This window comes from Fontivita pretiosa (genome assembly GCF_050410795.1).
GTDB classification, from domain to species: domain Bacteria; phylum Planctomycetota; class Phycisphaerae; order Tepidisphaerales; family Tepidisphaeraceae; genus Fontivita; species Fontivita pretiosa.
In genome coordinates this window covers 1,552,093-1,575,852 of sequence record NZ_CP191258.1, presented here as the reverse complement: position 1 = coordinate 1,575,852, position 23,760 = coordinate 1,552,093, and the positions used below count along the sequence as shown (strand labels likewise).

The window sequence follows — 23,760 nt, the reverse complement described above, 5'->3', positions numbered from 1 at the left end:
CAGCAATCCCTCATGAACCAGGGATCATCAAAACGAGTACCGACCATGGCCATCAACAAGCAGCAACAGCGGAAGCTCGACTCGCCGCAGGTGGCGAGCTCGGCCGGCGGCACAAAGCGAAGCTCGACGTCGCGATCGCCGCGGCGTCATGGCGGCCGAGCGGGGCGCGGCGCAACGGCCGCGCCGCAATCGCCTCAGCAGCAGTCGCAGCCCCCTGCCCGGATCAGCGGCGGCCCCGGCGCCGGCGACGCCTCCAGCGGTGGCGGCGCTGCTGCGGGCATTCCCGGCGGTGGAACGGATCTGAGAACCCAGCCCAGTCCCATACGCGACGAGCAGCTCGAACGCGATCGCCGCAAGCTCTTCCCTGAAGCGCGAAGCAAGCGCGATGAGCCGACTCAATGATCGGAGTAATGACGAGCAGTCATCAATCCCCTGAAGACCAGCGAGTGATCCAACGCAAATGCGCCATTGAGCCTTCGGCGGCGAATCCCGGGTCGATCGCCGGTTACTGCATTCTCTGTCTACCGCTGATCGCGTCGGCCAGGATGTTGCGGTTGGCGTATTCGATGTTGCTGCCGGTGGGCAGGCCGCGTGCGAGCCGCGTGACCTGCACGGCGGGGAATCGCTGGCCGATGAGGTTCTGAAGGTGCAGGGCGGTACCATCGCCTTCGAGATTGGGGTTGGTCGCCATGATGACTTCGCGGACGGTTCCGCTGGCCAGTCGCTGCATCAGCGCGTCGATCGTCAGGTCCTGCGGATCAATGCCCTCCAGGGGTGCGATTCGCCCCAGCAGCACGTGGTAGACCCCTCTGTACAGGCCGGTGGATTCCAGGGCCAGCAGGTCCTTGGGCTGCTCGACGACGCAGACAATGCCGGGATCGCGTGCCGGGTCGGAGCAGATCTGGCAGGGGTCCTGCTCGGTCAGGTTGAAGCAGATCGAACAGTGCCGGATTCGCGTCTTGACGTCACGGATGGCGTCGGCCAGCCTCAGGGCCTCTTCCGGTTTCTGCTTGAGGATGTGAAAGGCGATGCGTTCGGCGGAGCGCATGCCGATCCCCGGGAGGCTGGCCAGTTCCTTCATCAGGTTTTGGATGCTTTGTGTATAGCTGGACATTACCTGGCAATTCTAGTCGAGCGGGCGGTGCCGGGGCGACGATAGAAAAGGGGTCGGGAGTGGCTCAGTCTCGACCCTCATAATTGGCGTAGATCATGAGGTCGTGCGTCAGGGTCCGCAAGAGCATCTCCTGCCGGCGACGGCGGCGTTGCACGGAACGCAGGGCATCGCCAAAGTTCCGCTTCATCATGCTGTTGACCGTCTCGCTCTGCGCTCGCTGGCCGTAGGTTCGCCGGTCCGCCTTGCGGGCAAACCGCTGCTTCATCAGCCGGCGATATCGACCGCCGGGCGGCTTGCTCGACGGCCGCCCGATGCCCGTGGGAATCACCGAGCGCACACCCATGTCCAGGCGGGCGCTGCGGTGGTTGGCCTCTGAGTCGTATCCAGCGTCGGCGACGACGACGTTCACATTGGCCCGCCGCCACGCATGGTACAACAGCGGCGCGAAGTCCGGCGCATCGGACCCGCAGCCGATATGAACCCGCGCCGCCAGGATGAGGTGACAGGCCGAGGCCACCGCCAGGGCCAGCTTCGGCATCTGCCGGGCCCGGCGCGAGCGTGAGCGATTGACCTCGTCTGCATCGGTTTTTTCGGTGTATTTGCCGCCATCGCGCAGGAGCATCTTGCGGCAGACGCGGTCGTAATGGCGTGAGCGGTGACGCGCCTCGTAGCAGGTGCTGTCGAGGGTCAGCGGCTTGCTCGAGTCGAGCTTACGCAGCAGTTTGGCCTTGGCGGCAAGCTGGGCCAGGAGGTCGAGCATGCGGTTGACGCGCCGGGTCTTGAGAAGCGTGCCGAAGGCCCGCCAGAGGGTGTTGTGATCCGGGGCGCGGGACATGCCGAGGTCGGCCAGCCACTGCGGCGAGTCGCGCAGCAGTTGCTCGGCCCTGCGATAGCTGAGCTTGAGCTGCTCGCGCAGAACGAGGCAGGCGAAGAGTTGCGGGAGCGTGAAGTCGTGGCGGCTGCAGTCGCAGGAGTAGGCCGGCCAGACGCGGAGGGCCAGTTCATGGGCCTGCCGCAGGACCTTCCATGGTGATCGAGATGTTTCCATCCCGCAGCTTGTACCCACTGCATCGGCGTGGCGCTACCGAACATGCGCCGAACTTGGAGAGGGTCGAGACTGAGCCGGTCGGGAGTCTTTTCCGGCGCGGAAAAGACTCCCGACCCCTTTTTGTAAAGCTCCAGGTACTGGCTGCACATCGCCGAAGGGTCGAAGCGCTGGCGGGCGTGGTCCTGAGCCTGCCGCAGCGCCGCTGCCCAGGATCCGGGCTGCTCGAGGGCCGACTGAAGCTGGCGGGCAAAGTCCTCCGCGTCGCCGGCGCGCGCTCGCCAGGGATAGGTTGGCGGCAGCGCTTCGCGCAGCCCCGGAGCATCCGTGGCCAGCACCGGCAGATTCAGCAGGATCGCCTCGATCGCCACCAGCCCAAGCCCTTCGTAACGCGAAGGCATGATCAACAGGTCAAAATCCTTCATTCGCCGCCGCAGGTCCGGCACCGGGCCATGCACCTGGATGAACCAGCCGGCCGGTGGATCGGCGGCCAGGGCGCGCAGGATCGGCTCGTGCGCTCCGCTGCCATGGATGATCAGCTCGCAGGTTCGTCCGGGCGGCAGGCGAACGCCGCGCACGATCTGCGGGAGCAGATCCGTTCCCTTCTGATCTTCAAACCTCCCGGCAAACAGAATGCGGATGCGCGAGCCCGGCATGCGATCGATGGGGCGGGGCGGTTCATCGACGCTCACTCCGTTGTAAATGACCATCGGCGGCGCGGGAGGCTGCCCGGCGCCGGATTCGGCGCGCAGCTTCTGAAACGCGCCCACCGCATCGTGCGAGACGCAGGCGACATACGAGCCGCTCATCCGCCGGTCGCACCATCGCCCCAGCCGACGCCAGGGCTCCCAGTAGACCACGTTATGGATCGTGCGCAGCACCGGAATACGCGAAAGGGAAGGATCCAGCGTGACCATCGTCGCGTAGGCCGACTCGGGAATCTCGGTGTGCAGGTGGATGATGTCCGGGCGGAAGCTGCGCACCGCGCGCCGTGCCCAGAGTCCGGCCAGAAGCATTCCCCCGGCCTTGATCGGCAGATTCGTGCCCACAAACAACGGGATGTTCAATTCAATCAGTTCACGGCGCATGGCCTGCCCCACCTGGCCGGGGTCGATGCCGTTGGCGGCGAAGACGGCAAAGTCGCAGCGCTCGCGCAGCCCGCGCATCAGGCTCATCGCCACGCGCTCGGCCCCGCCAAGAGCCAGGTGCGTGATGAACTGCATGACGCGTGGTCGCGGCGCGGCTTGTGGCGACAGTCGTGCAGGAGTGTTCATGTCATGCAGGACCCGCTGTTGCCGCGGCGTATCCCACAGGCTGAACGGCGCGGCCTGGCGTGGGCGTGAGCAGATCCGGATATCGCCGGTACAGGTACACCGCGCCGATCCCCGCGCCGTAGATGCACCACAGCCAGATACCTCCCATCGGGCCTTCGATGAACACATCGAAGGTGGTGTTGGCCATGAACGCGGCCCAGTAACAGCCCAGGAACATGAATACGCCCGACCAGTTCAAATGCCCGCGTTTGCGGGCGCGGAAGTAATTGCGGACGATGAGAATGCCCCAGGTGCCCTGGACGAATCCCCAGAGCACGAATCCAGGCACGCCCGCGCGGGCCAGCATCGTCATGTGGCCGTTGTGCGGGCTGCGCAGGCTCTCATCCTCGCTGGTCTGATACCCGTCGTCGCTGGCCAGGTTGATTCCGAATCCCTTTCCCATCCAGAAGTAGTCGCCGAAGACCGTGTAGTTGACGATGTCGGTCCACCATTTCATCCGCCATTCCTTCGAGCCGTGCAGCGCCTCGTCGTCGGAATCGGCGACGATGCTCTGGAAGCCCTCGATGAGCTGCCGGAACGACAGCTCGCGCGCGCCTTTTTCGATGCGCAGGTCGCTGGCCCACAGCAGGAACAGCCCCAGCGCGATCACGAAGAAGATCCGCATCGCCCGCGGATGGAATGGACGAAGCAGCATCGACACCAGTGCCGCCAGGCAGAACGAGACCATTCCCGCCCGTCCATGCAGATTCAGCCCCAGGTTCAGTGGCACGAACAGCGGGGCGATCCAGGGGTTCATCCCCGCGCCCAGCGCCACCACGTAGGAGAACACGCCGGCCAGGTGTACGCACATGTCCCCCCCCTTCATCTGGATGATCGGCACGTGCCCGCCCGGGAACGTCGGCAACTGCTCCTCGAAAAACGTGCAGACGAACCAGAAGAACGGCGCCAGGATCAGAAACGCATAGGCGAACTTGCGGTAATAAATGACGATCTTCTGAAGACGCGGGGGCGAGGCGATCAGCAGCCCGGCGACGATGAACGCATAGGTGCCGTATCCCCAGACGACGGCGTCGCGGATGGCGTCCCGGCCGTAGCGCTGAAGGTGCGGGATGGTGCAGGCGGCGCCCCAGCACATGAACAGGATCAGCGGCAGCATCGCCCGCAGGTTCAGCACGTGCACCAGGACTCCGATGCGCAACAGGACGAACGCGCCGAACAGCAGCATCAGCTCCCCGATGAACAGCGGGTTGTATCCCCAGTAGGCAAACCCGCGCCCGCCCAGCGCATAGCCCAGCAGCGCCAGACACAATACGGCCAGGTATTTGTCTCCCAGCCGCAACGCCCGCCACAGGCGCAAGCTCACGTGCGGCGTGGGGACGCGGTAATCGAGCACCGGCGGCGCCGAAATGGGCGGGATAGACATGCCTGCATCGCGGGTCATCAGGTTCATCGACCTCGGGACTCGGTATCGTACGCGCGGCCCCAGCCGTTGTCAGTCGCCTTGCCGCTGCCTGCATCGGGGCAGGCGGCCGGGTCCTCAGCGTTGCATCACCTTGTGATACACCGCCGCCGTTTCTTCGGCGCAGCGCCTCCACGTGAATTGCGCGGCGCGTTGCCGCCCGCGGGAGATCAGGTCCTGGCGAAGATCGGGTTTGCCCAGAAGCTCGCGGGCCGCTCTGACGTATTCCGAGGCCTCCAGCGGGACCATCATCGCCGCGTCGCCAGCTACTTCCGGCAGGCTGGAGGTCGGCGAACAGATCACCGGGCATCCCTGCGCCATCGCCTCGATCACCGGAAAGCCAAAGCCCTCGTAGATGCTGGGGAACATCAGCGCCTGCGCCCGGCGGTACAGGTACAGCAGCACGTCGTCGGGCTGGCGGCCAAGGTAGTGCCAGTCCTTCGGCTGCTCGCCTTCGGTGGCCACGCCTTCCCAACGCGAGCCGACGATCAGCAGCGGCGGCAGCCGGTGGTTCTGCTGTTCGGCCAGCAGCCACGCCTGCTTCAGCAGCTTCAGGTTCTTGCCCGGCTCCAGCGAGCCGACAAACAGGAAAAACTCATCGGGAACCGCAAAGCTCGTCGGACGGGCCTCGCTGAACGTGATCTGATCCTCGTGCCAGTCGCAGCCGTTATGCACCACGTCGATCTTCGAGGCCTCAAGCCCCAGCAGCTTCATCGCCTCATCCGCCGTGAACCGGCTGATCGTGATCACGCGATCGGCGTTGCGGATGACCGGCAGACGGCGATGCCACGACTGAATCTGCCACTTGCGGAAACGCTCGGGATGTCGGGAAATGCTCAGGTCGTGCAGCGTGACGACGTGTTTGACGTCGCCGGGCCGGCGGATGAACAGGCTCGACGTCGAGTGCAGCAGGTCGGCGTTTCTGGCGCTGAGGATGCGCGGGGCGATCAGCTTGCCCCAGATCAGCTCCCGGTAGATCGTCTTCATCGCCCGCTGCGGCTGCTGATACGAGAAGCTCTGGACCTCCCAGGCGATGGGGAAGATCTCGATGCCGCTGGGTTTGGTTTGTTCCAGCCCGCGTTTGAGGCCGCGAACGTAGCGCGCGATTCCCGCCTGCGTCACGTACACGCCGGTCATGTCGAATCCGACCCGGATGCGCGTCGCCTCCGCCGACGCCAGATCCGCGACGGTGGCGTTTGCACTGCGCGAGGATGCGACACTGTCAAAGCCCATGTTCGGAACCGACCGCTGCGCAAGGAACGGCCAATCGTGATTCAAGCTTGGTTTCCGGCCATTCGTCACCGCTCACGTGCTCTTTCTCTGGCGGCCAGCACTCGATCGTAGCCTTCGGCGATCATCCTGGCGGCGTAGTCCCAGCTCAACTCCTGGCTGCGCTTGAGCGCGCCTCGCGAGAGGCGCGTCAATTCCTGGGGGTCCTGATGCAGCCGCCGCAGCGCGTCGGCGTAGCCCTGGATGCTCTGCTCGGGACTGCGCATCGGGATCTTGATCCCGCAGTCGCCGGTCACGATGAACCCCATGCCGCAGGCGTCGTGACAGATCACCGGCAATCCCAGCGACAGCGCCTCCAGCGTCACGGTGCTGGAAGCCTCCTGGAGGCTGGGAAATGCGAAAAGGTGCGCCTGGGCCATGCGCGCGTGCGCCTGGGCCTGCGGAAGCTCGTCGATCCACGTGACCTTATCGGATATTCCCAGTCGCTGCGCCAACTGCTGCCACTTCGGTTTTTCCGGTCCGCTGCCCAGCGACGTGAAGGTTATCGGAAACTCGTTTGCGACCCGTGCAATGGCGTGCAGGACGATCGGCACGGCCTTTCGACCGATGTGGTAGCCGGCAAAGACCAGACGCAGCGGCTCGTTGGCCGGGTTGTACGTCTTGATCGACGCCAGGTCCGGGCGCGGCTTTCCGCCGGCTTCGCACAGGCACTCGGCCGGGACCTTGAACACGTCGGTGAACATGCGGCGGTTGTCCTCGCCGATCGCCCAGATGTGCGCCGCCGCCCGCGCCGCTTTTCTCGGACGTCGTGCCAGCCGCTTCTGGATTTCATTGGCGATATTGCGCAGCCCGTAGGCCACCCGATCCCGCCAGCTCAGCATCCGAAAATACCGCCAGGGCATATTCGACGCCCCGGCGACAGGCCCCCAGAAAAACGGGATCGGCAGCTTCCACAGATATCCCGGCTCGCGATAGCCAAGGATGTTCAGGTGATGCGTCAGCTCGAAGGGTTTCTCGGCGTGCAGTCGCTTGACCGTCCGATACGCCGCCCGCTGCCATGATGCGTACCCGATGTAGAAAAATGGCCGAAGCAGCGAACTGCTGTTGCGGTCGAACAGCCGGAACAGCCAGGTTGGCTCGATGTACAGCATCGTCAGCCCGGGGATCGGGCCGTGCTCTTTGAGATAGCTTTCGATCTCCTGGCGATGCGGGTCGCGCGTGCCGGGGATGCACATCAGGGTCACATCGTGATATCTGGCCAGTCGCGAGCCGATGTTCCAGCCGATGCCCGCTTCCGAACCCCGCACCGGACTGACGGCGATAGCCGAGACGAGCACGCGGCGTCTTCTGCGCGGGGCAGGTGCGATCTCGCCACGGGCCAGCCCCGCCGATTCCTCCGTGGAAGCACTCGACGATGAATGCATCGTGGTGGTCGTGATCATCAGCGACTGATCCGGCATCACTCAGGATGCTACTTTAATCGCTGAGGCCTGTTCCACGCGACGGTCAAGTTGCATTTCGCTGGTGCGGACGACGGTCGGCTCGACGTCGTGGGGTTCGGATGAGCGGCGTGCCGGATAAGTGTACATGGTGCACAGTGGTCGTGGTCCGCGTCGGGCGACGACGTGGCACACCTCCTGGGCCAATCGCCAGGCGCCGGCGGGTGGGGTGTCTGGCAGCAAAACCCCCAGGTGCTGATCGTCGAACCACCCGACGTCGTCGGTCACGCGGATGCGCTGGAGGATCGTCCGCGCCAGCCGAACCGCCGAGATACTCATCCGACGCTTGCGGCCGCGCCCGCCTGTCGATGGCAGCCGGAACAACACCAGCGACAGCGTCCCGCCGCCACGACGATCCACCCGCGCACTTTCACGCATGATCGCCTGGTTCAACTGTTCCGCAGACAGCAGCGTTCTGACGGTTCGTTTGAAGATCGTCCCGGCGGTGCGGGGGGTGCGAAAATCCGACGTTCCAGGCCTGCGGAGCATACCTCTTTTCTCCCTCGCGAGTTTTGCAAAACAACTCGAATCTCACAGTGCAGACGTCACTCGAGGGTCCGCGAGGCGCTGCCACGATCGGTTCTTCAACCTCACTCAACGTTCAGGCGATATCCCGGCGGCGGCGAGTCGCCGGATTGGATTGCTGCGAATCCTGTTCGGTCTGGTCCTGGTCCTCGCTGGAATCTACGGCTCGGGGAGCCGCCAGACGGCGGCTGGCGGAGGCGGGCGGCGTGCAGGCGTAGTCCCCGCCGTAGTAATACCCTCCGCCGTAGACTTCATAGCCCTTGCGACGCGGGGCGTCGTTGACGATCGCCCCCAGCAGCCGGGCGCCAACGCTCAGCAGGGCGTTGCGGGCGTGCTCGCCGGCCTTGCGCGTGGACTTGTCCGCACGCAGCACCAGGATCGTCGCGTCGCACACCGCGCCCAGAATCCGGGCATCGGTCACCGCGTTGACCGGCGGGCTGTCGAAGATGATGTGGTCATAGCGTGTGGCCAGCGTGTCGATCAGCTCGCCAAACTCCCGGCTGTTGAGGATCTCGCTGGGGTTGGCGGGGATCGGGCCGCAGGGCAGGATGTCCAGCCCCTCCACGCCGGTACGCTGGATCGCCCGCTCCAGCGGCTCGCGTCCGGCCAGCACGCTGGAAAGCCCCACCGCGTCCTTGATGTCCAGGTTCTTGTGCTGGGTGGGCTTTCTGAAATCCGCATCCAGCAGCAGCACGCTGCGTCCGGTCTGGGCGATGGCGATGGCCAGGTTCGATGCGCTGGTGGTCTTGCCGTCGCCGGGCTCGGGGCTGGTGATCAGCAGCGTCTTGCAGGCCGTGCCGTTGGTGCCGAAGTACACGGCGGTTCGGATGGTGCGGTAGCTTTCGGCCACCACCGACCGGGGGTCCAGATGCACGGTCATGGCGCGGGCGACGGCGGTGCGACGACCGCTCATCGCCGGCACCACGCCCAGAATGGGCAGGCCGATGATGGTCTGGATCTCCTCGACGCTTCGCAGCCGTCCGTCCAGCCGGTCCCGCAAAAGCGCCAGTCCCGCCCCCAGCAGCACGCCGGCGACGATCGCCACGGCCAGGATCCGGTTCGTCTGCGGCCAGGTCGGAAACTCAGAGACTCGCGGCGGATCAACCTCGTCGATCTGCATGAGCTTTCGTCCGGCGACGCTGGTCTCCAGCTCGCGTATGCGTTCGGTCAGCCGGCGGGCAAACTCCTGCTTCTGCTCCAGCTCGCTCAGCATCTGCTGAAGCTGTCCGGCTTTGGAATTCTGCCGCATGTAGCGCTCGGAATGTTCCTCGTACAGCCGCTGAAGATCGCCGAACTGCTGCTCGAGCTTCTTGACCACCGGATGCCCCGGGCCATACAACGCCTGCGCGTCAAGCAGCCGGAACTGAGCATCCATCACCCGGGAACTGATCGTCTCCAGATCGCGCAGGCCGATCACATCCTGGCCGGTCTGCCGGCTGATCGTCGGGTTCTTGACCTGGAACTCGCGTATCTGCTGCTGAAGCGCCGCGACCTGCTGATCCTGTTCGGCCTTTTTGTCTTCCAGCGATTTCAGCAGTCCGGTGGTGCGATCGTTTCGCTCCTCCTGCACATACGCCTTGTACGCCTTCACCACCGTCTCCACGATGGTCCTGGCCTCATCGGGGTGGGGCGACTGAAGCGCGATGACGATCAGGTCGGTTTTTCGTTCCAGTTGCACGTCCAGCTCGTCGCGCAGGAACAGGACGGGGTTGCCGTTGGCGGGCAGGAAGGTTCGCATCCCGCGAATGCCGGGGGTATCAGCGACGCGGCTGAGGATCGGCGTGCTGCGAATCACCTCCACCTGGGTCTGTAGAAAACTGCCGCGCTCGATGCCGCCGATTGCGTTGGCCACTTCGGTCGGTGTCGGGGGAAGGTAGATCTTGGCGTAGGCGGTGTACAGCGGCGTGGTGTTCTTCACGTAGGCCATCGCCATGGCGAACCCGAACAGCGCAAACAGCAGCACCATCCACCACTGCCGCAGAATCGGTCGCAGCAGCGAGGGTTCTGGGACCTCCGGAGGCAGGGCCGAACCGTAACCGTACGGCTGCGGCAGGTACGGCGCCGCTGGGGCAGCCCCGGCGGGGGGGTAGTACGGCCGAAGGACGATGTCCTGACGCTCACGCATTCCAGCTTCCCGACCTCCCGGTTGGCACACGGGAACCAGGCCGTTTCACCTTACGATATCGGCGGCGGGCCGACAAATGGAATGACCTAAGGGCGCCGGCACGCTGCCGCAGGTTACAAAAACTGTTCCAAAAGTGCCGGCGGTAGGGGTGTTTCCGTTGCGCGCAGCACCTCGCTGGCGGCACAAAAGGCAGCCCACGTGAACGACAATAAGGCTATGCCCGCTAACGTCTTGCGGACACTTGCCGGCGTTTGTTCGCCAGCTCAGACCTCAAACGAACGCGGGTCGGTTAGATCACGCACCGCCCCGATCGTGTTGCGGCGGTCACCGATCGGCGTCAGCTCATTGACCAGGTCTTCATTGGTGATGATGTCCACCCGCGGCATCGCCACCAGAACCGCGTTGGACGGATCGGACACCCCGAACTGGTTGTAACTGCGCACGCGGAAAGTGTACGTTCGCGTGCCGTTCAGCCCGGTCACCGTGAAGCTGGTCACGTTCTCTCCAACGCTGGCCAGATCGTGCCAGCTCGTCCCGTCGTCAGAGAGTACTTCGATGCGGTATCCCAGCTCGTTGTCTGACTCATCGGTCCAGAACAAGTTGACCACGCTGATGCTCTGCACCTGATACGACAGCGCGCTGGGACTTTCAGGCGCTTCGCCCACGGGCGGCGCCTCACCGAAGCGCTGGTTGGGATACGGCCGGCCGCGGTTGATATCCCACGTCAGCGGCACATTCGGCCCGTTGTTGATGAACACGACCTTGGCGCCGTTGGCATTGGACGGACCGATGAGGTAGTTGCTGAAGCGGTTGTCGCGGACGACGCCGGTGGCGTTGGTCCCGTTGACCGCCACCACGTGATTGCCCCCGTAGCTGTAGTTGTCGTACGCCTGAAGGTTGAATCCTCCCAGCTCGAAGATCACTCGCACGCCCGTGCCGTCCGGACGCTGCGGCGCGATCGAGGTATTGCGCCTGACGATCGTGTTCTGGCTGCGATCGCAGATGATTGAGTAGGCAAAACAACTGAGGTTGTCGTTATACCGCGGGCTGAGCGAGGGATTCTCGTAGAAGTTGTCTTGGATGATGGTGTTCACCCCGCCGCCCTGAATCTCGATGCCCATCCGCCTCAGGCCGGAGAAATAGTTCTGTTCGATCAGCAGGTTGGGCGAAGGATCCCAATGCGCGATCAGGTGGATGCCTTCGTTGCCGTTGTAGAACTCGTTGTTGGCGATGACCAGGTTGTCCCAGTTGTAGCCGTAGATTCCGTTGTCGCCGTTGATGGGATTGAAGGTATTGTTGGTGATTCGGCTGTTTCGCAGTCCGACGGTGAACTCGATGCCATTTCCGCCGCCCTGGACGTTGAAGCGGCAGTTATCGACGATCACGCCCTGGACCATGCCGCTCTGGGAAGAGTTGGTGCGGTCGATGAACAGTCCGGCGCCCTGGAAGGTGAGCTGCGAGAACGTCGCGTTGTTCTCCACCAGATGGAACACCCGTTTGCCGGCGCCATTGCTCACGATGGTCGCGCCGTTGGCGCCCTTGTAGATTCGGCCGCCTCCCTTGACCACGATCGGCTGGGTGATGTTGTAGGTTCCGCCGGGAAACAGGATGGTATCTCCCGGCGCCGAGGCGTTGATGGCGGCCAGAATCGCGCCGCGGTCGTCGGTGCCGCCGTTGGGCGTGGCGCCGAAGTCGTTGACGTTCAAGACCGCCAGCAACTGTCGCGGCTCCAGCGTCTCCAGCGAGGCTGCTGGCGGCGGCTGGAGCCGGCGTCGATCAATCAAGCCTGGATGACTGGACCGCGGAAACCCGCGCGCATGACGGCCGGTGCGTGGTGGGGTACGCATACAACAGGTCCTCAAAGGTGTGAAACATGACCGGCAAGACCACGCGGGGACCCGACTGGGGGGACAGCCTCATGCGCCGCCAAAGCCCACGACGGCGCCAACAACCCGTCGATCCCGTCACAACCCCGCAGTAGCCCGCAGCAGCGAAAGATAACAGATTCCCCCAGCTTGACACAAGAATTACCCGCGCCGATTCGCAGATTCTGCGCCGCACCGGTGAGTAAGCGGCGTCGCACGCAGCCCCTGGCACTCAACCCGTGGCACGAACGTCCCGCTCGTGCGAATCGCTTCGGCCCACATCCAGACGCCCGTGATACCACAAACCGCCAGCACGAGAGTCTCGGGCAGCAATGCCCGTACTACCCAGGACATTGTCCGAAGCGATGCCCACGCCCACATCGACAAACTTTGCCTGCCGCTTCACCCGCCCGGCAGCGCATGGTCTAATATCCCCCGTGAGCGTGAGATTCGAACATCAACGCTTCGTCAATCGCGCGCGACGACGATGGGCGCTGTGGCGCGCGGTAGAGTCGGCTGGAGTCGGCGCGGCGGCGGGCGCGGGCGTGGCGCTGCTGCTGGTGCCGGTGCTGTTGTGGCGCGGGCAACCGGGGTTTGGCTTCGCCGCCACCCTGATCGGTCTGGGCGCCGCCACGGGACTGCTCGCCGGACTGCTTCACCGACCCACACACCTTCAGACCGCTCTCCAGCTCGATCACCAACTCGGTTGGCACGAGCTGCTCAGCACGGCACTGAGCTGTAATACCCGGACCGACGCGGCGTTTGGCGATGCGGTGATCGCCCTGGCCGATGCTCGCTGCCGCGAACATTCGCCTGCGGAACTGATCGTGCGGCGGCTGGGCGGGCGCGCCTGGGGCAGCATCGGAATCCTCGCTGCCCTGGTCATCACCTTGACGATGATCTGGTCGGCGCCACAGGCGTCTGTGGCACGCCAGGCTGCCGACACGGGACAACACGCGATGCAGAGCCACTCAGACGATCAACCATCACCGCCAACAGCTCACGGAAACCCTCCGCCGACACTGGCCACTTCCCACACAACCGCAGGCGAAGGTTCAGCCGGGCGCCAACAGGACACAGTCAATGCCGATTCGCCAAACGAAGACTCCTCAGCGACTCTGTCTGCACAGGCGCGCGATTCCGATCGGTCAAGCGCTGCCTCGGATGATCGCGATGACGCCGCCGGCACACGCGCGGGACGCAGTTCCGACGGTCAATCGCAGGCGTTGCGCCTTGCGCTTTGGAATCAGTCGGTGGCCGATCCGGACGGCACGGTCGAATCAGGCGGCTTGGGCACGACCAATACTGCGGACCAGTCCGCAATCAACCGGGGCGCGCATTCCGGCATCTCAGGTCGCGCAGGGCATGAACCCGGCGCAGCACGGGTTGCGCCCTGGCAGAGCGCGAGCTGGTCGGCGGATCGCGCCGCGGCCGTCGAGGCATTGCGATCCGGTCGCGTGCCCGATGCCTATCGCGATCTGGTCCGTGCGTATTTCGACTTTCGCGAAGCCTCCGAGCCCGCCGGCCACGGCACAGCCGATCGCGCCGGGACCTCCCATTGAACCTGCCAGCTACGGCCGATGAACACCGCTCAGTGTGCAACTCCGGCGACAGACACCGCCCCAGTGCCGCCGCAGCCGATCCCCGGGCCGCGTTCCGCTGACCGCCTCGCCGAGGCCGCCCTCCTGCTGGCGACGGTGGTGTGGGGATCGAGCTTCGCCTGGGCAAAGGCCAGTGGTGACGCGATCAACCGGCTTTCGGGCGCCGGTGCCCACGCGGCGATGGGGCCGCTGCTGCTGATGGGGTGTCGTTTTCTGCTGGCGGGGCTGCTGTGGCTGGCCATCTTTCCACGATCGCGCCGCGGCTGGTCGCTGCCGAGCCTGCGCCGTTCGCTGGTGCTGGGTCTGCTGCTCAGCGGCGGACTGGTGCTCCAAGTGCTCGGTCTGGATCGAACCAGCGAGGCCGTCAGCGCGTTTCTGACCAGCCTGACGATTTTGTGGGTCCCGGCGATCATGACCCTGGCGATGCGACGACCGCCGCAACGGATCTTCTGGTTCGGCATCGCGCTGGCGGGCGGGGGCATCTGGCTGATGACCGGCGCCATGCCCGGCGGGATCGGGGTCGGCGAGGCGCTGGGGCTGGCCTGCTCCATCGCCTTCTCGTTTCACATCATCGCCCTGAACTTGCTCACGCCACGCGACGATCCGGCGAGACTGACCGCCGGGCAGTTCCTGCTTGTCGGCGCGGTCGGGTTGCTCGCCTGCGCGCTGGTGCCGTCAGGCAGACATCTGATGGAACCCGCCGCCGTCAACAGCATCCTGTCCGATCGTCAGGTCTGGACCCACCTGGTGCTGCTGGTGCTGTTGCCGACGATCGTTTCATTCGGCCTGATGTTCTATTTTCAGCCCAGGGTTGACCCGACGCGCGCGACGTTGATCTACCTGACCGAGCCGATTTTTGCCGCCACCTATGCCTGGATTCTTGTCGGACGCAGGCTTGGGATGATGCAAATGGTTGGGGCGGGGTTGATTCTGGCGGCGAATTTGCTTGTGGAATTGTGGGGATCGGGAATACGGGCGGGGCGAAAATGACGCACCCGCCGGCAGGGGTGCTGCAAATTGTCGCGGCAGGCGTTTTTCGAAAGAGGACTTGGCCCGGCCAGGCAATTTCGCAAAGCTGGTGTAACCTTGTGCCGCCGTCAGAGTCCCTACATGCACAGGGACTGCGCGCTGGCACGGCCACGGTGGCCAACCGGTCACGGCGCGGGCGGGCGCTTTTTTGGCCAACCGGCCTCGCCGCCGGTACATTCATCGCCGCAGTCGCCGGCGGTGGTGGACGAGCCGCGCGGATCGTTGTAGCCTTGTGGCTTGAACGGTACGGGTGTGCACGCTCGCCAGCCGACCGCTTGCGCCTAGCGAGCCGGGGTAGCCCAGGTCCCGGAAGGGATGGGTCGATCCGGTATGACGGACCCTTTTGTTGAACAATCGATCTCGGACCAACAGCCCATGAGTCGTGCAACTGAAACGACCAGTGGCGTTCCGGTCTCTGCCGACAACGGCGGGGCACGGGACCAGCACCAGCAGCGCGACGCCGCCAGGGAACAGCTTCGCCAGATGCTGGTGGGCAGGCACGTGTGCCCGTACTGCGGCCATCAGTACGCAGGCGGTCCGGAGCCATGCCCGCACTGCACGATGGAGGACACGCCGGCGACACGTCAGGCGACCAAGGCGCGCATCGGGCCCTGGTATGTGCTCCAGTCGCGCAACCCCGCGGCGCCGGGGATGAAGTACGCGACGCTGCTGGCACTGATCCATAAGGGGCAGGTCACGGCGCGATCGGTCATTCGGGGTCCGACAACGCACCAGCTCTGGCGATTCGCGGCGCACGTTCGCGGCGTGAGCCGGGAATTTGGCTTGTGCTACAGTTGTAGTGGATCGATTGAGCGCACGGCGAGCATCTGTCCATACTGCCAGCGATCGCAGCAGCCGCCGCCCGATCCGGACGTGCTGCTGGAGTCGCGAGCGGCGCCGGCGGGGGCCGGCGCCGGCGGCGTGGAGCCGGCCGACAACCCCGCCAGCCACGCCGCCAGAGTCCGCGAGTTCAACCGCAAGCGAGCCGAGCTGTCGGCGGCGTCGGCGAGCGCGGCGGGCAAGCCACGCGGCGAGCCGGTTTGGCGCAGCGCCGACGGACGGGTCGTCTCCGCCTTCGAGCTGGCCCACGCGCTTCAGGATGGCGGCTCCAGCCCCGACACCCTCGCTTCGCCCAGACGCTGGCTGCTCAAAACTCTGGTCGCGCTCGTGTTGCTCCTGGCCGCCGCAGGCGCGGGTATCTGGTACTTCATGCCCCAGTACCGTCAGCCCGCCATCCAGTGGACCCAGCAGGCCTGGGCGACGATCCAAGCCCGATGGAACGCGATCGACTGGCCGACGTGGAGCAGCTCGCCGCCCGCGCCGACGAATCGCCCGGCCAAGGCCAGGCCTCAGTCTCCGATCGCGCCGTCCGAGACAGTGACGCCCAGCAGCGGGCAGTCATCGCTTCTCAGCGAGCCTCCAGCCGTGGTCAGGCAGTCTCCACAAACGCCGGCGCAAACAACACCGGAACACGCGTCCGCGGCGCCGTCGGGGCAGTCTGCGCCGCCACAGCAGAACCCTTCTCCGCAGCCGACCCTGAAGCCCGAGCCGCGACCGCAGGCCGCTCCGCCCGCGGTGCAGACCGCCGACGCGATCGGCGAAGCCCGCCGCCTGTACAACCAGGCGCTGGACGCCGAAGGCCGCGGCGACTACGCCTCGGCGGTACGCTGCTACGAACAGATCAAACAGCTTCCCCGCAGCGTCTGGCAGGCGGATTTGCAGCTTCGACTGGACCTGGCCAAGCGCAACCTCCAGAACAGCACCAACGCCGCGGCGAGGTAGGCAAGCGGCCAGCGATCGCGCCGACCACGCGGCGCAGCAGGGCGCCGGCGGATAGAATGCGGGCATGTCTGAGGCTGCATCGCTGAGTTCCGCGGTAAGCTCCGTGCCGTCGGGGGGGTGGGCAGTGGCAGTCAGCGGCGGAGCCGACAGCGTGGCGCTGTTGGCGCTGCTTCGCGGGCGCAGCGATCTTCAGCTTCATGTGGCGCATCTGGATCACCAGATTCGCGGCGAGCAGAGCGCGGCCGATGCGCGGTTCGTTGGCGAACTGGCACAACGCTGGGCTTTGCCCTGCACCATCGCCACTCGATCTGAACTCGAAGCGACCATCCCGCCGGATAGCCTGCCCGCCAATCCCTCGGCCCGGTATCGCATGCTGCGGCTGGAGTTGTTCCGCCGGGTCGTCACGCAGCATCACTTGCAGGGCGTGATCCTGGCGCATCACGCCGACGATCAGGCCGAGACGATCTTTCACCGGCTGTTGCGCGACTCGCGTTACGCCGGTCTGGCCGGGATGTCGCCGCGCACGGTGGTGGGGGGACTGGTGCTGCTGCGGCCGCTGCTGGGCGTGCGCCGCGAGCAACTGAGGCAATACCTGATCGAGCAAAATCTGAGCTGGCGGGAGGATCCCGGCAACCGCTCGACGATCTATCTGCGGAATCGAATCCGGATGCTGTTATCGCGCCGGCCCGGGCTGGTGCAGCCACTGCTGGAACTGGGGCAGGCGTGTGCGGTGCTGCGCGACTGGGCGCGGGCCGCGGCGCCGGTGCTGCCCGAGCGGATGAAGCTGGCGACGCTGGCGCGGCTGCCGGGGATCCTGGCGTATGAATCGGCGCGGCGGTGGCTGCTGGATCGCGGTGTGCCCGCGCACCTGATCGACCCGTCGGTGGTGGCGAGGCTGATCGCCATGGCGCGCGACGCCGCAACCCCCGCACGGCAGCACTTCCCCGGTCGATTGCTGGTTCGCCGCCGTGGCGGAGAGATCTTCGCCGAGCATCTTCCGCCGCAGAACCCGGATTGACTCGGCGTTGCCCGAGGCCGGCACGAATGTGTGCCCAGACTTCAGTTTCTTCGTCTCACGGGCGTCCCGCCTGGCGTTCATACACATTTCCGCAAGCCATCGTTTTTGAGGCGGCAGAGCGGACAGGCGTTCCGCCCGTGACAGACTGCAAGATCGGGTTTGCCCGCCCGGCAGGGTTCATCTAGGATTCAAGCGATCATGAGCGCAACCGCATCACAAGCTGCACACGCGATTCATGGCACGTCCGCCGTCGCCACCCGTGATGTTCCCGATGCCACCGGGCACTTCGGGCCTTACGGGGGCGTGTTCGTCCCGGAGACGCTGGTCTTCGCGCTGGAGCAGCTTGCCGCCGAGTACGCCCGCGCCAAGGCCGACCCGCAGTTCCAACAGCAGTTGGACTACTGGATGCGCGAGTTTGTGGGTCGTCCCAGCCGACTCTATTTCGCCAAACGCCTCAGCGAACATCTGGGCGGGGCCAGAATCTATCTCAAGCGCGAAGACCTGAACCACACCGGCGCCCACAAGATCAACAACACGATCGGGCAGGCGCTATTGACGGTGCGCATGGGCAAGAAGCGAGTGATTGCCGAAACCGGCGCCGGTCAGCACGGGGTTGCGACGGCGACGGCGGCGGCGCTGTTCGGGCTGAAGTGCGACGTGTACATGGGCGATGAGGACATCCGCCGCCAGAGCCTCAACGTCTTTCGCATGCGGCTGATGGGCGCCAACGTCATCGCGGTGCACAGCGGCGCCCGCACGCTGAAGGATGCGACCAACGAGGCGATGCGCGACTGGATGGGCAGCGTCGAGCACACGCATTACATCCTCGGTTCGGTGGTCGGGCCTCACCCGTTCCCGATGATCGTTCGCGACTTTCAGAGCGTGATCGGAATCGAGACCAAAGAGCAGTCGCTGGCGCAGTTCGGACGCCTGCCGGATTACATCATCGCCTGCGTGGGCGGGGGTTCGAACGCGGCGGGAATCTTCTATCCGTTTGTGGAGGATCAGTCAGTCAAGCTGATCGGGGTGGAAGCGGGCGGGCTGGGGACCGCGCTGGGTCAGCACGCGGCGTCGTTGTGCGCCGGTCGGCCGGGCGTGCTGCATGGGTCGCTGTCTTACGTGCTTCAGGACGAAGATGGGCAGACCGCGCAGGTGCACAGTTGCAGCGCCGGGCTGGATTATCCGGGGGTCGGTCCGGAACACGCCTACTGGAAGGACACCGGACGCGTGCAATACGTCTCGATCAGCGATCAGGAGGCGCTGGAAGCGTTCAAGCTGCTGGCCGAGCTGGAAGGGATCCTGCCGGCGCTGGAGTCGGCGCACGCCGTGGCGCAGGCGAAAAAACTGGCCCCGGGGCTTTCCCGCGAGCAGATCATCGTCATCAACCTCTCGGGGCGGGGGGACAAGGACTGCCAGGAAGTGGCCAGGCTCATGCAGCAATAACTGGTGGATCGTGTGTCATGCCAGGTCGCGATGGCTCGTCCGATCGCCTGGGCTACCAGATGTTTTTGCGCGGCATGACGGAGGTGCTGAGGGTGATCGCCTCGCCGCTCGTGCTTTCGCCGGTGACGGTGGTCTTGGCGGTGGGGCGGATGGTGAGGCTGATGCTGGCGCGTTTGAGCTGATCGTATCGCCCGCCGACTTTGGCGGATTGGGTGCTTCGCTGCGGCTCGAAACGGATGGTAAAATCGCCGCTACCCACCCCCTCCAGCAGCACGTGCGGTGTGCCTTCGCTCAGCACGCTGCCGGAGATCGTGAACGGAACCATCTGAAGCTGCTGCCCGGATTGCCGGAAAATCACCCCATTGGTTTCATCAAGCATCATGCGGATGGCGCTGGCCTGGGTGACCAGTCCGGACTCGAACTGATCCTGCGCGGTGTTGTCGTCGGGCAGGTGCTGGTTGGTGGCGCGGATGTAGGTGGTGATGCGATTCATCGCCAGCCTGGCCCGCTGCATGAGCTGGGCGTTGGTCTGGTTGGCGGCGTAGGCTTTGAAGGAGGCGTCGATGGCGACGGCGACGCTGGTGAGCAGCGCCGCGGAAATGGCCAGTGCCACCAGCAGCTCGATCAGTCCCATGCCGCGACGCCGCCGCCGGGCCGGTGTGATACGGGATCGCCTCAACAGTGGGCTCATTTCACGTTCTCCGAGTAGGTTCCGATGACCGGCATCAGGTCGATGGCCAGGTTGATCCCGTCGGGCAGGGCGCGATTGGGGTTATAGCGGATGTTGAGCCTGCCCCAGCCGCCCTCGGGCATCGGTGAGTTCGGATCGGTGCTGGCGTCGCTGGCGCCGAAGTAGGCCAGCGTCGTGTTGCCCGCGCCGTCTCCGGTGATGATGATCGATCCGTCCACGTTGCTGGAGCCGCGGATGTCGATGTTGCCGGCCACCACCACGCCGATCAGCGTGCTGGGGGCGCTGTTGGGATCGGTGAACGAGCCCATCTCGATGTTGACCTGCGGCGAGACGATCGTCGCGGTCTGGTCCACCTTGTTGTTGAACATCGTGGCGCCGGTGAACTCCCAGGAGTTGGCAAAGTGGGTGTAGGCGGTGGCGTAGTTGCCCGCGATCGGACCCTCAAACGTGCAGTTGTTGAACCGCAGGTTGTTGCCCCGCTCCGAGCCTCTGGTCCTGGTTTCCCCGGTGGCGGGGGTCTGGCCCGCGCCCACCAGCGGTTTGCTGGCGCTGAACGTGTCCCCGGCCACTTTGCGCTTGGCCCAGTTCATGCCCTCGTTCTTGTCGTAGGTGATCGCGCCGGTGGAGGTGGTGATGTCGCGCTCGCCCTCGACCCAGGTCACGCCTTCGAATTTGCAGTTGTCGAACAGGGCGTTGAGTCCCTTGGGGATCTGCACGTTCTTGAAGGTCATGTTGCGAAACACCGGACGCTTGTACGTTGCCTGGTATGAAGTTGATCCGTATGGCGTGCGTTCGATGGCGGTGCCGCCGTTGGCGTCGGAGGCTGAGAGGACCTTGTTCTCGATCTTTGCCCCGGGGATCACCAGCGGCGCGCCGGCGTTGCTGCCGCTGCGGGCCTTGAAGCCCAGGGCGGCCTGCTCGAAGTTCGCCGGGTCCAGGTCCAGCATGTTGTCCGGATCGACGCCGAACTCGACGGGCACCTGCCCCGGCTCCGTCGGCGCCACCGTCCCCTGGATCATGTCGTTGATGTCCTTGCCCTGCGGCGCGAGGTTGGCGGTCCAGGCGTCGGCGGTGGTGGCCAGGACAATATTGCCGCGCACCTTCGCGTAGCCGTCGGTGTTGTCGATTCTCCCGTCGTTGTATCCCAGCCGCGGGGGGTCGCCATCGAACATCGGGCCGTTGATCAGGTCGATCGCCTTGAACAGGTTCTCATCGTACAGCTTGCCGGTGGTGGGGTTGGTGAACTCGGCGGCGGTGACGGCCTTGTCCCCGTCGCTGTCAAACCGCTCCAGGAAAAAGTCGTATTCGTCGATGTAGGCGTCGCCGTTGATGTCGTCGTACCCGGCCTGTTTGGCGGCAGCGTACTCGACGCTGTTGTTCACGCTGACGCGGTTGTCATAGCCGTTGTGATTGGCCTGGAGGAACTGGTTCCATTGCGTCAACCGGTCCGCCAGTGTGCTGTCGAAGTGCATGAAATCCGAAAGCATCAGCAGCGGGGGATACTTGTTGGCGGTGGCCATCGCCACAGGCCCTTCGACGATCGTGTTTCGTCCGATCTGGATGGGCACCTTGCCGACGACGGCGTACTTGATTTTCTTGTCGATCTTGAACTGCATGCAGACCGATCGGCTGGCGTTGCGGTAGGTGCCGGTGCTGCTGACCAGCAGATAGGTCGGATCGCTGCTGTCCTGCTGCACGGTGACGATGAACTTCGCTCCGCCGGATTCGATGGAAATCGGAGCCGTGGTGATCGAGGTGGCGTCGGTGCTGACGGTTCGTTCGGCCGGGTCCAGCATCTGATTGCCGCTGCTGGTCAGGTCGTCCACGATGGCCTGCTGGATTGCCGGCCACAGGGCGTCGGCGACCTCGGGGGTGATGGTGCCCACGGTCGTTTTGGGCCGGGCCATATGCTCGAAGCGGTAGGCCATCCATCGCAGACCTGCTTCGGCGGCGGCCTGGGCGCGCGCCACGTCGGCGAAGTTGTGCGCGGTCTGCACGTTGCTCGTCGCCAGCGAGTACATCGCCACAGTCAGTGTTGTGGCCAGGACCAGAAACAGCATCGCCAGCACTGCCGCCGCCCCGCGCCGACGGCTTTGGGTTCCATGGCTTGGCCGAGTGATCTGCAATCGCATATCCGCCTCCGCGCCCAGGCGCAATGATCACGCATCCCCGACGACAGCTTCCAGCGAGGTCTTCCGGTCAGTTGTCCAGCCGAACCCACGAGTGCTGGAAGACTTCAGTCGGCACGTCCCCCGCTCTGGCGGCATAGAGGATTCGCACCCGCACGCGTACCGCCCCCGTGTACGGCGCCGTGCAATTCGGCGCAAAGCCCGTCTTGGGCAGATCGGGCGATGATTCGTTGCTGTTCACGCTCAGCTTGTTCGGATAGATCGGCCAGACCGAAACTAGCTGGGTGTACTGCCCCAGCTCGGGGATCGGCTGCCGCAGCGAGTCGATCGGCGGGTTGAAGCTGCGGCGATCAAAGTCGTCCACGTCGTCGTACACGGCCACGTCCGTCTCGTTGGCCTCGGCGCCGAAGTTGCGGTATCCGCTGCCCGGGTCCGCAAAGCTCAACCCGCCCATGGCTTCCTGGATGTTCGTACACAGCATCATCGCCGTGGACATCAGGGCCGAGGAGCGGTTGCCACTGGTGCAGGCGGCGAAGAGGCTCATGGCGGCCACGACCCCCAACCCCACGATCGCCATGGCCAGCGAAGTCTCAATCAGCGTGAACGCTGCGTGGCCGCCGCTGTGATGCCGATACTTGCTGAAGCGCCGAACCATCAGCGGAGATATCCAATTCGAATGACTCGGCGTCAAATTCGTGGAATTGCCGAAATTGCCCCAGGCGCAGCAATCGCGGAAAAGCCATATCGCCAGCGCAGTTACTGGACCACGCTGATCGTCGGGGCAGAAGCCTCGCTCACAGCGCCAAGGTCCTCGTCGTAGTGGAACTTGCCGTTGCCGCTGATCGACAGGGTTTTGCCGACGATTCTGCCGAAAAGATCGCCGTTGCCGCTGACCGTGACGGCACTGTTGGGGGCGTAGATGTCGGCGTAAAGGCTGGAGTTTCCGCTCAGCGCGACATTGCCGCTGTTCAGGACGTTGATCGCGAAGTTACCGGGCAGGTTGCCCTGCGTGCTGACGTTGCCGGAAAGGCTGATGCTGCCGGCGACATACAGCTTCACCCGCCCGTTGATGCGAATCGTGTAGTTCCCGCTGGTATTGATGTTGTTGACGTAATAGTTGCCGGAATTGAGCACGATCGAGCCGTTTCCACTTCCGGTAAGATTGCCGAGGCTGACGTATGAATCTGGCAGGCTGGGCGCCGGATAGGACAGGTCCTGGGACAGCACCTGCGCCTGTCCAGGACTCATGACCATCGCGTTGCCGCTTCTGTACAGGCCGGCCCTGTAGTACGCATTGCCATAGATCCTGACGTTGCCGCTGAGACTGATGCTGCCGCGGGTGGCGATGTGGCCGTTCCTTCTGCGAGTAAACAACGAATACGCGCCTTGACTGGACAGATAGCTGTCCACTTCGGCGTTGCCGCTCATCGTGATCGAATCAAGTCCCACAAAGCCGTAGTCGGATGGGGAGGAGCGGATCAGCGCCACCGCGACGGCTGCGGTATCCACCGAGTTGGCCCCGACGATCTTTCCGAAGACCAGGGGAACGGCATTGCCGCGAGCCGCGGTTCGGCGGGCGATTACGCGGATGGCGTTGGGGCTGTCCCCGCCCGCGGTGAACGTGCCATCCGACCAGGTGCCCAGTTCCACATCTTCCGCAAGCAACGTGACCGGCGAACCGTCGCACAGGTTCTCAGAGGCAGCCGCCTGAGCCTTGCTGCGGTAGGTGCCGTCGGCGATACCGCGGGCCGCGTAGCGTGCCGCCGCGTCGGCAGCCTGCTGAAGTTCGGTCTTGCACAGTTGCACCCGTGCCAGGTCGACGGCCAGCGAGGTCATTGCCAGCAGCGCCATCATCGCGCACAGCGTGTAGACCAGCGTCAGACCGTGTGCATTGGTTGCGCGTCGCATCATGTTGTTTGGCTTGGCCTGAA

Annotated in this window: 18 protein-coding genes and 2 pseudogenes; 6 read left to right on the top strand and 14 right to left on the bottom strand. The window is 64.9% G+C overall.

All coding sequences use genetic code 11. The features are described 5' to 3' along the window. Positions 1 to 45: 45 nt before the first annotated feature. Positions 46 to 402: a hypothetical protein gene (locus ACQS5P_RS06445; RefSeq protein WP_428940081.1), complete on the top strand. Its 357-nt coding sequence runs from the start codon at positions 46 to 48 to the stop codon at positions 400 to 402. Between the two features lie 103 nt (positions 403 to 505). Here ACQS5P_RS06445 and recR read toward each other — a convergent pair whose 3' ends face one another. The 10 genes and pseudogenes from recR to ACQS5P_RS06395 form a co-directional block, all read right to left on the bottom strand. Continuing rightward, a complete protein-coding gene (recR, locus tag ACQS5P_RS06440) occupies positions 506 to 1,114 on the bottom strand; it encodes a recombination mediator RecR (protein WP_428940080.1) in 609 nt (202 codons plus the stop codon). A gap of 64 nt (positions 1,115 to 1,178) precedes the next feature. After that, entirely contained in the window at positions 1,179 to 1,874 is a 696-nt protein-coding gene (locus ACQS5P_RS06435; RefSeq protein WP_428940996.1) for a transposase, read from the bottom strand. 60 nt (positions 1,875 to 1,934) lie between these two features. Next, a pseudogene (locus tag ACQS5P_RS06430) lies at positions 1,935 to 2,162 on the bottom strand (hypothetical protein); the annotation flags it as partial. A 143-nt stretch (positions 2,163 to 2,305) separates the two neighbouring features. Next, positions 2,306 to 3,382, bottom strand: a pseudogene (locus ACQS5P_RS06425) (glycosyltransferase); the annotation flags it as partial. 52 nt (positions 3,383 to 3,434) lie between these two features. Next, positions 3,435 to 4,883 carry an O-antigen ligase family protein gene (locus ACQS5P_RS06420; RefSeq protein WP_428940079.1) on the bottom strand — a complete coding sequence of 483 codons (1,449 nt, stop codon included), beginning with the start codon at positions 4,881 to 4,883 and terminating at the stop codon, positions 3,435 to 3,437. Positions 4,884 to 4,970: 87 nt separating this feature from the next. Beyond that, positions 4,971 to 6,125: a glycosyltransferase family 4 protein gene (locus ACQS5P_RS06415; protein WP_428940078.1), complete on the bottom strand. Its 1,155-nt coding sequence runs from the start codon at positions 6,123 to 6,125 to the stop codon at positions 4,971 to 4,973. A 65-nt stretch (positions 6,126 to 6,190) separates the two neighbouring features. Continuing rightward, positions 6,191 to 7,546: a glycosyltransferase family 4 protein gene (locus tag ACQS5P_RS06410; protein WP_428940077.1), complete on the bottom strand. Its 1,356-nt coding sequence runs from the start codon at positions 7,544 to 7,546 to the stop codon at positions 6,191 to 6,193. A 39-nt stretch (positions 7,547 to 7,585) separates the two neighbouring features. After that, positions 7,586 to 8,110, bottom strand: a complete 525-nt coding sequence (locus tag ACQS5P_RS06405) for a hypothetical protein (RefSeq protein ID WP_428940076.1) — start codon at positions 8,108 to 8,110, stop codon at positions 7,586 to 7,588. 112 nt (positions 8,111 to 8,222) lie between these two features. Next, positions 8,223 to 10,271, bottom strand: coding sequence for a polysaccharide biosynthesis tyrosine autokinase (locus tag ACQS5P_RS06400; RefSeq protein WP_428940075.1), 2,049 nt, complete (start codon positions 10,269 to 10,271; stop codon positions 8,223 to 8,225). Positions 10,272 to 10,534: 263 nt separating this feature from the next. After that, positions 10,535 to 12,055, bottom strand: coding sequence for a right-handed parallel beta-helix repeat-containing protein (locus tag ACQS5P_RS06395; protein WP_428940074.1), 1,521 nt, complete (start codon positions 12,053 to 12,055; stop codon positions 10,535 to 10,537). Positions 12,056 to 12,489: 434 nt separating this feature from the next. Here ACQS5P_RS06395 and ACQS5P_RS06390 point away from each other — a divergent pair, with 434 nt between their 5' ends. From ACQS5P_RS06390 to trpB, 5 genes are all read left to right on the top strand, one after another. After that, on the top strand, positions 12,490 to 13,698 hold the full coding sequence (locus tag ACQS5P_RS06390) for a hypothetical protein (RefSeq protein WP_428940073.1): 1,209 nt from the start codon (positions 12,490 to 12,492) through the stop codon (positions 13,696 to 13,698). Positions 13,699 to 13,716: 18 nt separating this feature from the next. Beyond that, a complete protein-coding gene (locus ACQS5P_RS06385; RefSeq protein ID WP_428940072.1) occupies positions 13,717 to 14,727 on the top strand; it encodes a DMT family transporter in 1,011 nt (336 codons plus the stop codon). Positions 14,728 to 15,141: 414 nt separating this feature from the next. Next, positions 15,142 to 16,548: a hypothetical protein gene (locus ACQS5P_RS06380; protein ID WP_428940071.1), complete on the top strand. Its 1,407-nt coding sequence runs from the start codon at positions 15,142 to 15,144 to the stop codon at positions 16,546 to 16,548. A 64-nt stretch (positions 16,549 to 16,612) separates the two neighbouring features. Continuing rightward, on the top strand, positions 16,613 to 17,566 hold the full coding sequence (gene tilS, locus ACQS5P_RS06375) for a tRNA lysidine(34) synthetase TilS (protein ID WP_428940070.1): 954 nt from the start codon (positions 16,613 to 16,615) through the stop codon (positions 17,564 to 17,566). Between the two features lie 198 nt (positions 17,567 to 17,764). Then, positions 17,765 to 19,009 carry a tryptophan synthase subunit beta gene (trpB, locus tag ACQS5P_RS06370; RefSeq protein ID WP_428940069.1) on the top strand — a complete coding sequence of 415 codons (1,245 nt, stop codon included), beginning with the start codon at positions 17,765 to 17,767 and terminating at the stop codon, positions 19,007 to 19,009. Positions 19,010 to 19,061: 52 nt separating this feature from the next. Here the strand turns inward: trpB and ACQS5P_RS06365 are convergent, their stop codons facing one another. The 4 genes from ACQS5P_RS06365 to ACQS5P_RS06350 form a co-directional block, all read right to left on the bottom strand. Then, positions 19,062 to 19,700, bottom strand: a complete 639-nt coding sequence (locus ACQS5P_RS06365) for a PilW family protein (protein WP_428940068.1) — start codon at positions 19,698 to 19,700, stop codon at positions 19,062 to 19,064. Beyond that, the gene (locus tag ACQS5P_RS06360; RefSeq protein ID WP_428940067.1) at positions 19,697 to 21,832 is read right to left on the bottom strand and encodes a hypothetical protein; all 2,136 of its coding nucleotides are present in this window, start codon (positions 21,830 to 21,832) and stop codon (positions 19,697 to 19,699) included. The genes ACQS5P_RS06365 and ACQS5P_RS06360 overlap by 4 nt, the downstream gene beginning before the upstream one ends. 67 nt (positions 21,833 to 21,899) lie before the next feature. Beyond that, positions 21,900 to 22,484 carry a type IV pilus modification PilV family protein gene (locus tag ACQS5P_RS06355; RefSeq protein ID WP_428940066.1) on the bottom strand — a complete coding sequence of 195 codons (585 nt, stop codon included), beginning with the start codon at positions 22,482 to 22,484 and terminating at the stop codon, positions 21,900 to 21,902. A gap of 101 nt (positions 22,485 to 22,585) precedes the next feature. Continuing rightward, entirely contained in the window at positions 22,586 to 23,740 is a 1,155-nt protein-coding gene (locus ACQS5P_RS06350) for a DUF7305 domain-containing protein (protein ID WP_428940065.1), read from the bottom strand. Between the last annotated feature and the right edge of the window lie 20 nt (positions 23,741 to 23,760).

Bases quoted from the DNA above. Each gene is read 5' to 3' on its own strand.
- ACQS5P_RS06400 (WP_428940075.1), bottom strand. From the start codon at position 10,271: ATGCGTGAGCGTCAGGACATCGTCCTTCGGCCGTACTACCCCCCCGCC.
- ACQS5P_RS06415 (WP_428940078.1), bottom strand. From the start codon at position 6,125: ATGGGCTTTGACAGTGTCGCATCCTCGCGCAGTGCAAACGCCACCGTC.
- ACQS5P_RS06420 (WP_428940079.1), bottom strand. From the start codon at position 4,883: ATGAACCTGATGACCCGCGATGCAGGCATGTCTATCCCGCCCATTTCG.
- ACQS5P_RS06350 (WP_428940065.1), bottom strand. From the start codon at position 23,740: ATGATGCGACGCGCAACCAATGCACACGGTCTGACGCTGGTCTACACG.
- ACQS5P_RS06365 (WP_428940068.1), bottom strand. From the start codon at position 19,700: ATGAGCCCACTGTTGAGGCGATCCCGTATCACACCGGCCCGGCGGCGG.
- ACQS5P_RS06410 (WP_428940077.1), bottom strand. From the start codon at position 7,546: ATGCATTCATCGTCGAGTGCTTCCACGGAGGAATCGGCGGGGCTGGCC.
- ACQS5P_RS06385 (WP_428940072.1), top strand. From the start codon at position 13,717: ATGAACACCGCTCAGTGTGCAACTCCGGCGACAGACACCGCCCCAGTG.
- ACQS5P_RS06355 (WP_428940066.1), bottom strand. From the start codon at position 22,484: ATGGTTCGGCGCTTCAGCAAGTATCGGCATCACAGCGGCGGCCACGCA.
- recR (WP_428940080.1), bottom strand. From the start codon at position 1,114: ATGTCCAGCTATACACAAAGCATCCAAAACCTGATGAAGGAACTGGCC.
- ACQS5P_RS06445 (WP_428940081.1), top strand. From the start codon at position 46: ATGGCCATCAACAAGCAGCAACAGCGGAAGCTCGACTCGCCGCAGGTG.
- ACQS5P_RS06380 (WP_428940071.1), top strand. From the start codon at position 15,142: ATGAGTCGTGCAACTGAAACGACCAGTGGCGTTCCGGTCTCTGCCGAC.
- tilS (WP_428940070.1), top strand. From the start codon at position 16,613: ATGTCTGAGGCTGCATCGCTGAGTTCCGCGGTAAGCTCCGTGCCGTCG.
- trpB (WP_428940069.1), top strand. From the start codon at position 17,765: ATGAGCGCAACCGCATCACAAGCTGCACACGCGATTCATGGCACGTCC.
- ACQS5P_RS06360 (WP_428940067.1), bottom strand. From the start codon at position 21,832: ATGCGATTGCAGATCACTCGGCCAAGCCATGGAACCCAAAGCCGTCGG.
- ACQS5P_RS06435 (WP_428940996.1), bottom strand. From the start codon at position 1,874: ATGCTCGACCTCCTGGCCCAGCTTGCCGCCAAGGCCAAACTGCTGCGT.
- ACQS5P_RS06405 (WP_428940076.1), bottom strand. From the start codon at position 8,110: ATGCTCCGCAGGCCTGGAACGTCGGATTTTCGCACCCCCCGCACCGCC.